This is a genomic window from Oceanicola sp. S124 (assembly GCF_000220565.1).
Classification (GTDB): Bacteria; Pseudomonadota; Alphaproteobacteria; order Rhodobacterales; family Rhodobacteraceae; genus Pseudooceanicola.
Map to the genome: position 1 here is coordinate 39231 of NZ_AFPM01000323.1, position 8770 is coordinate 48000.

The 8770-nt window shown below is 68.1% G+C and carries 6 protein-coding genes; 5 read left to right on the forward strand and 1 reads right to left on the reverse strand.

Features of this window, described 5'->3' with window-relative positions:
* Window positions 1-6 precede the first annotated feature (6 nt).
* A complete protein-coding gene (locus OS124_RS0122240) occupies window positions 7-996 on the reverse strand; it encodes a sialic acid TRAP transporter substrate-binding protein SiaP (protein ID WP_010142233.1) in 990 nt (329 codons plus the stop codon).
* 187 nt (window positions 997-1183) lie between these two features.
* Here OS124_RS0122240 and OS124_RS0122245 point away from each other — a divergent pair, with 187 nt between their 5' ends.
* Genes OS124_RS0122245 through OS124_RS0122265 form a run of 5 tightly spaced genes read left to right on the forward strand, consistent with a single transcriptional unit; the run spans window position 1184 to window position 8687 of the window.
* A complete protein-coding gene (locus OS124_RS0122245) occupies window positions 1184-2086 on the forward strand; it encodes a dihydrodipicolinate synthase family protein (protein WP_010142234.1) in 903 nt (300 codons plus the stop codon).
* 32 nt (window positions 2087-2118) lie between these two features.
* On the forward strand, window positions 2119-2796 hold the full coding sequence (locus OS124_RS0122250; protein ID WP_010142235.1) for a GntR family transcriptional regulator: 678 nt from the start codon (window positions 2119-2121) through the stop codon (window positions 2794-2796).
* Between the two features lies 1 nt (window position 2797).
* Window positions 2798-5470, forward strand: coding sequence for an alpha-L-rhamnosidase (locus OS124_RS25680; protein WP_010142236.1), 2673 nt, complete (start codon window positions 2798-2800; stop codon window positions 5468-5470).
* An 11-nt stretch (window positions 5471-5481) separates the two neighbouring features.
* Window positions 5482-7101, forward strand: a complete 1620-nt coding sequence (locus tag OS124_RS0122260) for an FGGY-family carbohydrate kinase (RefSeq protein ID WP_010142237.1) — start codon at window positions 5482-5484, stop codon at window positions 7099-7101.
* Between the two features lie 5 nt (window positions 7102-7106).
* Window positions 7107-8687: a fucose isomerase gene (locus OS124_RS0122265; RefSeq protein ID WP_010142238.1), complete on the forward strand. Its 1581-nt coding sequence runs from the start codon at window positions 7107-7109 to the stop codon at window positions 8685-8687.
* The last annotated feature ends 83 nt before the right edge of the window (window positions 8688-8770 follow it).

The window sequence follows — 8770 nt, forward strand, 5'->3', positions numbered from 1 at the left end:
GGCCGATCACTTGGCCATTGCGTTGATCTGCTCGACCCAGCCTTCGGGCCAGGCTTCGGCGCGCTCGGAGTTGAAGTAGGCGCCCTGCACGTGCTCGCGGAAGGCGGCCAGGTCGGGCTCGGTCACCTGCAGGCCCTCGGACTTGAAGAAGTCGACCAGGCGGTCCTCGTTGGCCACGCGCTCGGCGTTGTTCCAGTCGCAGGAGGCCACGGCGGCCTCGGTCACGGCGGACTTCTCGTCATCCGAGAGCTGATCCCAGGTCTCGTTGCTGATGGCGATGTTGATGCCGTCGACCAGGTGGTTGGTCAGCACGATCTGCTCGGTCACCTCGTAGAACTTGGCGGCCTCGACGGTGGGCAGGGGGTTGTCCTGGGCGTCGATAGTGCCGGTCTGCAGTGCCAGGTAGACCTCGCCGAAAGGCAGGGGCGTCGGTGCGGCGCCAAGGGCCGAGCCGAGGAACAGCCAGGCGTCAGAGCCGGGCATGCGAAGCTTCACGCCGTCCAGGTCCGCCGGGGTCTGCACGTCGCGTGCCTTGCGCAGGTTCAGCTGTCGGGTGCCAAGATAGCAGGTGTCCAGCAGCTGGACGTCCATTTCGTCGCTGACCTTCGCCTTGAACTCGGCGCCGATGTCCGAGGCGAGGAAGGCGCGGTAGTGATCGGGGTTCTGGAACAGGTAACCGGCGGTCAGCAGGCTGAATTCCGGGATCGCATCGGCGATCAGCTGGAACGACAGGTAGGTCATTTCCGCGTTGCCGCGCTGCAGGGCGTCGAGGTCCGCGCCCTGGCCGAACAGCGAGCCCGAGTCATAGAGCTGCACGTCGAAACGGCCCGGGACCTTTGCTTCCAGCTCATCCTTGAACACCTGCATGGCGCGGGTGTGCAGGTCGCTGGGCACCGAAGCCGTGGTGTACTTGATCTCGATCGCGTCCTGGGCCAGCGCCGGGGCCGCGAGCGCGGTGGTCAGCGCCAGAGCGCCAAGAGTGCATGTCAATTTCATTAAGTGTCCTCCCTGGATGGAATTTCCCCGCCATTCCGACCGCAGTCAAGCTCCTCTACGGCGGCGGATCAGCGGGACTTTACAAAGGTCGGGCCCGCAAGTAAACACTGATTGTATCAGTTGTTATATCAGTGACGCAATCAGGCCTGTTTCAGGCGATTCGTCCGATTGGATCAGGGAAAGCAGGATGCGCAGCGGCACGGACTTCAAAGGAGTGGTGGGGGCGACCGTCACCCCGGTAACGCAGGCGTTGGAGGTCGATTCGGTGAAGCTGTCGGGCCATTGCGCCGCGCTGCTGGACGCCGGTTGTGCCTTCGTGTCGTGCTTCGGCACGACCGGAGAGGGGGCCTCGTTCTCGGCAGCCCAGAAGATCGCGGCGCTGCAGCAGATGAAGGCGGCGGGCGCCGACATGTCGCGCCATGTGCCGGGCGTCGTCGCGGCCTCGGTCGATGATGCGGCGACCCTCTATCGTGCCTATGCCGCGCTGGGTTGCCGCGCCGCGCTGATCATCCCGCCCTTCTACTATGCGCCTTCGTCCGAGGCGGCCGTGGCCGCTTTCTTCGCGGCTGTGATCGAGAAGGCCGGCGCGCCGGACCTAGATATCGTGCTCTACAACTTTCCGTTCTTCTCGGGCGTTACCTTCACGCCTTCGCTGGTGCGCGCGGTCTGCGATGTCGCGGGCGGACGGGTCATCGGCATCAAGGATTCGACCGGCAACCTCGAAGGCGGCAAGGCGCTGATCGAGGCCTTCCCCGAGCTGTCGATCTTCACCGGCGATGACCGCATCCTGAGCCGCATGGTCGCCGCAGGCGGCGCGGGCATGATCGGTGGGCTGGTGAACCTCTTCCCTGCCGACAGCGTGACGCTCTGCGCCGGTGGCGTGGACGCAGCCTTCGAGGCCCGCGCCGCGCATCGCATCGAGGCGGTGGACGGCAACGGCGGGCTGGCGGCGCTGAAGGCTCTGCTGGCGATCCGCTATGATGATGAAACATTCCTGCGTACGATGCCCCCGCTGGCACCGCTGGACGCGGCTCTTCAGGGCAGGCTTGCCCTTGAGTTGGGCTTTGCAGGTGCCGAAAAGACCGCCTGAGTCAGGCGGAAAGACCCGGGAGGAGAGGCATCATGGCAGCAGGTCGCGGCGGCGCATCGAAACGGCACGACGGAACGGTCCGGCAATCGGCCTATCACCAGTTCCAGGACGCGCTGCTGGACGGGCGCCTGCGCCCCGGCCAGCTGGTCAGCCAGCGCGAGCTGGTCGAGCTGATGCACCTCTCCATCGGCGCCCTGCGCGAGCTGCTGCCGCGGCTGGAATCCGAGGGGCTGATCCATGTCCTGCCGCAGCGGGGCATCCAGATCCCGGCCATCGACCTTCCGATGATCCGCGACGCCTTCCAGATGCGTGCCGCACTGGAGCGCGAAGCGGTGCTGAACGCGCTGCGCACCATGCCCGACGAGGTGCTGCGCACTCAGCTGGACCTGCATCGCGAGATCATCGAGGCGGTGCGCGAGAACCCCTCGGAAGAGATCCTGCAGCGCGGGCAGGAGGTCGACACCGGCTTTCACATGCTGCTGATCCGCGAGACCGGCAACGAGCTGATCAAGGCGGCCTATGACATCAACTCGATCCGCATCCGGCTGATCAAGCTGGACCGCATCAAGCTCAGCTCGATCACCCTGCCGGCGGCCTTTGCCGACCATATCGCGGTGATCGAGGCGCTGCTGGCCCGCGATCCCGTGGCCGCGCCCGCCGCCATGGACCGCCATATCGCCAACGCCCGCGAACGCGCCCTGGAACTTTGAAATGACCGGACCGTCTGGCCTCGCCCCGGATCAGCCCCCCGCCAACACGGGCGCGCCGCACGCCGTGTCCCTGCGCTGCAACCTGCTGGCCGCGCCCGCGGGCCTGAACGGCACGCCCCGTTTCGCATGGGGCGCCGAAGGGGTGGGGGAGGTCATCTCTCAGCGTCTGTTGCTGGGCACCGACGCGAAGGCGCTGGCCAATGGCTCGGCGGAGGTCTGGGATAGCGGCGCGCTTGCGCCCGACGCCCGCAGCCTTGCCTATACCGGCCCCGACCTGCCGCGCGATGCCCGCCTCTGGTGGAGCGTCGAGATGACCTCGGTCGATGGCGCGATCACCCGCGCGGCCCCGGCGCCGATCCTGACGGGCCTCGCGCCGGACGATTGGCAAGCCGACTGGATCGCCCGCTATTTCGTCCTGCCCGCCGGGCGCGAGGTTCCCCAGGATTCCAATTACGACAACCGTTTCCAGGCCCGCCCCGCCGACTACCTGCGCCGACCGCTGTCGCTGCCCGAAGCGCCGGTGCGCGCCTTTGCCTATGTCGCGGCCCTCGGCCTTTATGAGCTTGAGGTCAACGGCACACGCATCGGTGATGCGGTCATGGCACCTGGCTGGACCGACTACCACCAGCGCGCCGAATACGACGTTCTGGACGTGACCGGGGCGCTCGTTCCGGGCGAGAACGTGCTGGGCGTGATCCTGGGCGAGGGCTGGTACTCGGGCCGGATCGGGCACAACCAGCGCCGTGCGGGCAATCACTACGGCGGACGGCCTGCGCTGAAGCTGCAACTGCACCTCGAGTATGCCGACGGGCGGCTCGAGAAGGTCACTTCGGACGACAGCTGGACCACCCGGCAGGGCCCAATCTGCTATTCGGACTTCCTCGCAGGCGAGATGTACGACGCCCGCCTGGAAATGCCCGGCTGGTCGGCACCCGGGTTCACCGAGGTCAACTGGCAGCCGGTCGAGGTCTTCACGCCCGATCCGCGCGCCCCGCAGCTTGATGCCGCCCGCGCCCCGCAGGCTCGAGAGGTCGCGTGGCTGGACGCCGTCGCCGAAAGCGCCGCCCCGGATGGCGAGCGGATCTTCGACTTTGGTCAGAACCTTGCCGGCTACATCCGCCTGACCGTCGAGGCCCCCGAGGGCACCGAGATCCGCCTGCGCCACGGAGAGCGGCTGGACGAGACCGGCGCGCTCTATACCGCCAACCTGCGTTTCGCGGTCAGCGAGGATATCTACATCTGTCGTGGCGGCGGGGAGGAGGTCTTTGCCCCCCGCTTCACCTTCCACGGCTACCAGTACCTCGGGTTGCGCAGCAGCGACCCCGGCGCGAAGATCCGCGTGCAATCGGTGGCGATCCAGACCGACCTGCCGCGCACGGGCCGGATCGAGACCGGCCACGCAATGGTCAACCAGCTGCTCTCGAACATCTTCTGGAGCCAGCGCGGCAACTTCCTGGCCGTGCCCACCGATTGCCCGCAGCGGGATGAGCGCTACGGCTGGTCCGCCGATGCCCAGGTCTTCTGGAAGACCGCCGGGTATTTCATGGATGTCTCGGCCTTCACCGCCAAGTGGCTGGAGGACATGGTCGACGGCCAGTCGCCGGAGGGGGTCTTCCCCGACGTGGCGCCGACCAAGCCGCTCAACCCCTACCGCCTGACCCCGCAACCCGGCGCGCCCGCATGGGGCGATGCGCCGGTGATCCTGTGCTGGGACCACCTGATGCGCTACGGCGACCGGGCGCTTATGCAGCGCATGTGGGCCCCGCTGGTCGCCTGGATGGATTATATCGAGCGCGAGAACCCGGACGGCATCCGCGAGCACTCGGTCCACAACAATTACGGCGACTGGCTGTCGATCGGTCCCGCGACCGACCGGCCGCTGCTGAACACCGCCTACTGGATCCGTCTTGCCGATCTGATGGCCCGCATGGCAGCCGAGATCGGCGAGAATGCCACTCGATGGCAGGCCCTTGCGACGCGCTTGCGCGCAGGTTTCCTCGCGCGCTTCTGGGATGGTCAGCGTCTGACCGGCGACACCCAGACGGCCTACCTACTGGCGCTGGATTTCGACCTGCTGCCCGAGGATCAGCGCCCGCAGGCCGCTGCGCGGCTGGATGCTCTGCTGCAGGAGGCAGGCGGCCACCTGCAGACCGGCTTCCTGGGCGTGCGCCACCTGGCGCCGGTGATCTGCGACTGGCTGGGGCCGGAACGTGCTGTCGATCTGCTGCTGAAGGAAAGCTACCCCTCGTGGGGGTTCTCGATCCGGCAGGGGGCGACCTCGATCTGGGAACGCTGGGACGGCTGGACGCCGGAACGGGGTTTCCAGTCGACCGCGATGAACTCGTTCAACCACTACACCTACGGCGCCATCGGGGAATGGATCTGGGCGCGGCTGGCCGGGATCGATTGGGACGAGGCGGCGCCAGGCTACCTGCGCCTGCGCATGCGCCCGGTCTTCGACCGGCGGATCGGCCATGTCAGCGCGCGCTATGACGCGGCCACCGGGCCCGTCGAAAGCGCCTGGCGGTTCGAGGGCGATACGCTCGGCTGGCAGGTCAGCCTGCCACCGGGCGTGACGGCGAAGGTCACCTTGCCGCCAGGATGGCGGTGCGACGGGAAGGAACACCTTGCCCTGGCGCCGGGTCGGCATGACCTGCGCCTTTCGGCAGGCTGAGGGAGAGAAACATGAGCTATATCGGCATCGACGTCGGCACGGGCAGCGCCCGCGCCGGTGTCTTCAACGCATCCGGAGACCTGCTTGGCGCCGGCAGCTGCGCCATCCGGACCTACCGCCCGCGCGCCCATCACGCGCAACAGGCCTCGGCCGAAATCTGGGCCGCCGTCTGCGCCTCGGTTCGTGCGGCGCTCAAGGCCTCGGGGCTTGAGGCCAGCGCGATCCGCGGACTGGGCTTCGATGCGACCTGTTCGCTGGTGGTGTCGGATGCGCGCCTTGGACCGGTCAGCGTCGACCCCGAGGGCGCCCCGGGGCAGGACGTGATGCTGTGGATGGATCACCGCGCCCTCGGCGACGCGGAAGAGATCAACGCTATCGGTGGCGCGCCGCTGGCCCATGTGGGCGGGCGGATCTCGCCCGAGATGGAGCTGCCCAAGCTGCGCTGGATGAAGCGGGAACTGCCGGGCCAATGGGCCGAGGCGGCGCATTTCTGGGATCTGCCCGACTGGCTGGTGCATCGCGCCACCGGGGATCTGACCCGCTCGCTCTGCTCGACCGTCTGCAAGTGGACCTACCTTGGGCACAAGGGCACCGCGGGCGAGGGCTGGGACGATGCCTTCCTCGCCAACATCGGGCTTGAGGAACTGTCCCGCGACGATCACGCTGCCATCGGCGCCAGCCTCGCCTCGCCCGGCGCTCCCTGCGGCGGGCTGAGCGAGAGGGCCGCCGAAGAGCTGGGCCTTGCCCCCGGCACCCCCGTCGCGGCCAGTGTCATCGACGCCTATGCCGGTGCGCTCGGCACCCTCGGGCTGGGGCTTGAGGGCGATGCGGGCATCGACCGCCGCCTTGCCGTGATCGCCGGCACTTCGACCTGCCATATCGCGCTGTCGCGCGAGGCGATCTTCGTGCCCGGCGTCTGGGGGCCCTACTTCGGCGCCGCCCTGCCGGAGTTCTGGGCGCTGGAAGGCGGCCAGTCCGCCGCCGGGGCGCTGATGGATGCGGTGATTGCGCGCCACGCGGCCTCGGTGCCGCTGGCGGAAAAGGCCGCGCGGCGCGGCACCCGGGTCGCCACGCTGATCGAGGAACACCTGGCGGGCATGGGTGAGGAAACCGCCCTGCTGACCCGCGACCGCCATATCCAGCCGGATTTTCATGGCAACCGCTCTCCTCTGGCCGAACCATGGCGGCAGGGCGGTGTCTCGGGGCTGACGCTGGAAGGCGGGCTGGACGACCTGGCGCTGGACTACCTCGCGACGGTGCAGGCGCTGGCCTATGGCTCGCGTCACATCATCGAGGCGATGCGGGCCAAGGGCGCGCAGATCGACACGCTGGTGATGAGCGGCGGGCTGGCGGCCAATGCGCTTTACCTGCGCGAACACGCCGATGCCACGGGCTGCCGCGTGCTGGTGCCCGAGGGGCGCGAGCCGGTCCTGCTGGGCTCGGCCATGCTGGGCGCCGTGGCGGCGGGCGATGGCGCGGACCTGCCCGCGATGATGGCCGCCATGTCCGGCGGCTACAGCGAAATCCACCCGCGCGGCGGCCGGATCGCAGCCTTCCATGACCGCAAGTACCGGGTCATGCGGCGGATGCAGGACGACCACGCGGCCTACCGAACGATCATGGAGGAGTGAGAGCGATGACCAGGATACAACTCGTCGCCAGCGGCGACCTGCGCGAAAGCGCCAACCTGCAATGCTGGCCGACCCAGAAGGCCTTGGAAGAAGACCTGGCCCGCGTGCTGGCCGGGCTGGGCCATGAGCTTGTCCGGGGCCATCCCGAAAAGCCCGAGGGCCATGGCTTCATCGCCAGCCAGCGCGAGGGTATGGATATCTTCGCCGGTCTCGACCCCGACGCCCCGCTGATCGTCGCCGAGGCGGTCTGGCAATATTCGCACCATGTCCTGCCGGGGTTGACCACCCACCGTGGCCCGATCCTGACTCTGGCCAACTGGTCGGGCCAGTGGCCGGGGCTGGTGGGTCTGCTGAACCTCAACGGTTCGCTGACCAAGGCGGGCGTCGAATACGCCTCGCTCTGGAGCGAGGATTTCAGCGATGCCTTCTTCCTCGACGGGCTGAAGGAGTGGCTTGAGACCGGGCGCATCACCCATGACACCTCGCATGTGCGCCCCTACGACGGCGGCAGCGCGGATGCGGAGCTGGCCCAGCAGATTGCCCAGGACCTGCGCAGCCGCAAGACGATCCTCGGGGTCTTCGACGAGGGCTGCATGGGCATGTACAACGCCATCATCCCGGATGAGCTGCTGATGCCGCTGGGCATCTTCAAGGAACGGCTGTCGCAATCGGCGCTCTATTTCGAGACCAAGCAGGTTCCCGAGACCGAAGCGCGCGCGGTCTACGACTGGATGCTCGGCAAGGGCATGACCTTCCACCTGGGCGACAACCCGGCGACGGATCTGACCGAGGCCCAGGTGCTGGACCAGTGCCGCATGTATGTCGCCGCCGTGCGCCTGATGGACCGCTTCGGCTGCGAGGCGATCGGCATCCAGTACCAGCAGGGCCTGAAGGACCTGCTGCCGGCCTCGGACCTGGTCGAAGGCATGCTGAACAACGCCGAGCGTCCGCCTGTGGCCCGCGCCGATGGCAGCGTCATCCGCGAGGGCGCGGCCATCGTGCATTTCAACGAGGTCGACGAATGCGCGGCGCTCGACGGGGTGATGATCCAGCGGGTGCATACCGCCCTTGGTCAGCCGGTCGAGAACACGCTGCATGACCTCCGCTGGGGCGGGATGGATGCCTCGGGCGGACAGGACGGTTTCGTCTGGGTCTTCGAGATCTCGGGCGCGGCACCGCCTGCGCACCACGCGGGGGGCTGGGCCGGCTCGGAAAGCCTGCGCCAGCCGCCGATGTTCTTCCCGGCGGGCGGCGGCACGCTGAAGGGCTATGCCAAGCCGGGCGAGATCATCTGGTCGCGCATCTTCCTGCAGGACGGCGCGCTGCACATGGACCTTGGCCGGGGCCGGGCCGTGGCGTTGAGCACTGAAGAGCAGGAGCGCCGCTCGCAGGGCACCAACCCGGAATGGCCGATCATGAACGCCGTGCTGACCGGCGTCAGCCGTGATCAGATGATGGCGCGGCACAAGGCCAACCACATCCAGGTGGTCTATGCCAACTCGGCCGAAGAGGCCGACCGCGCCATGCTGGCCCGGGCCGAGCTGGCGCGCGAGATGGGGCTGACGGTCTCTCTCTGCGGCGTCTGAGGCCGGGCAGGGCGACAGGGCGCGGCAGTGTCGCGCCCGTTGCCAGATGAGTGCAGGATAGCGCGCGGCCGCCGGCCGCGCGC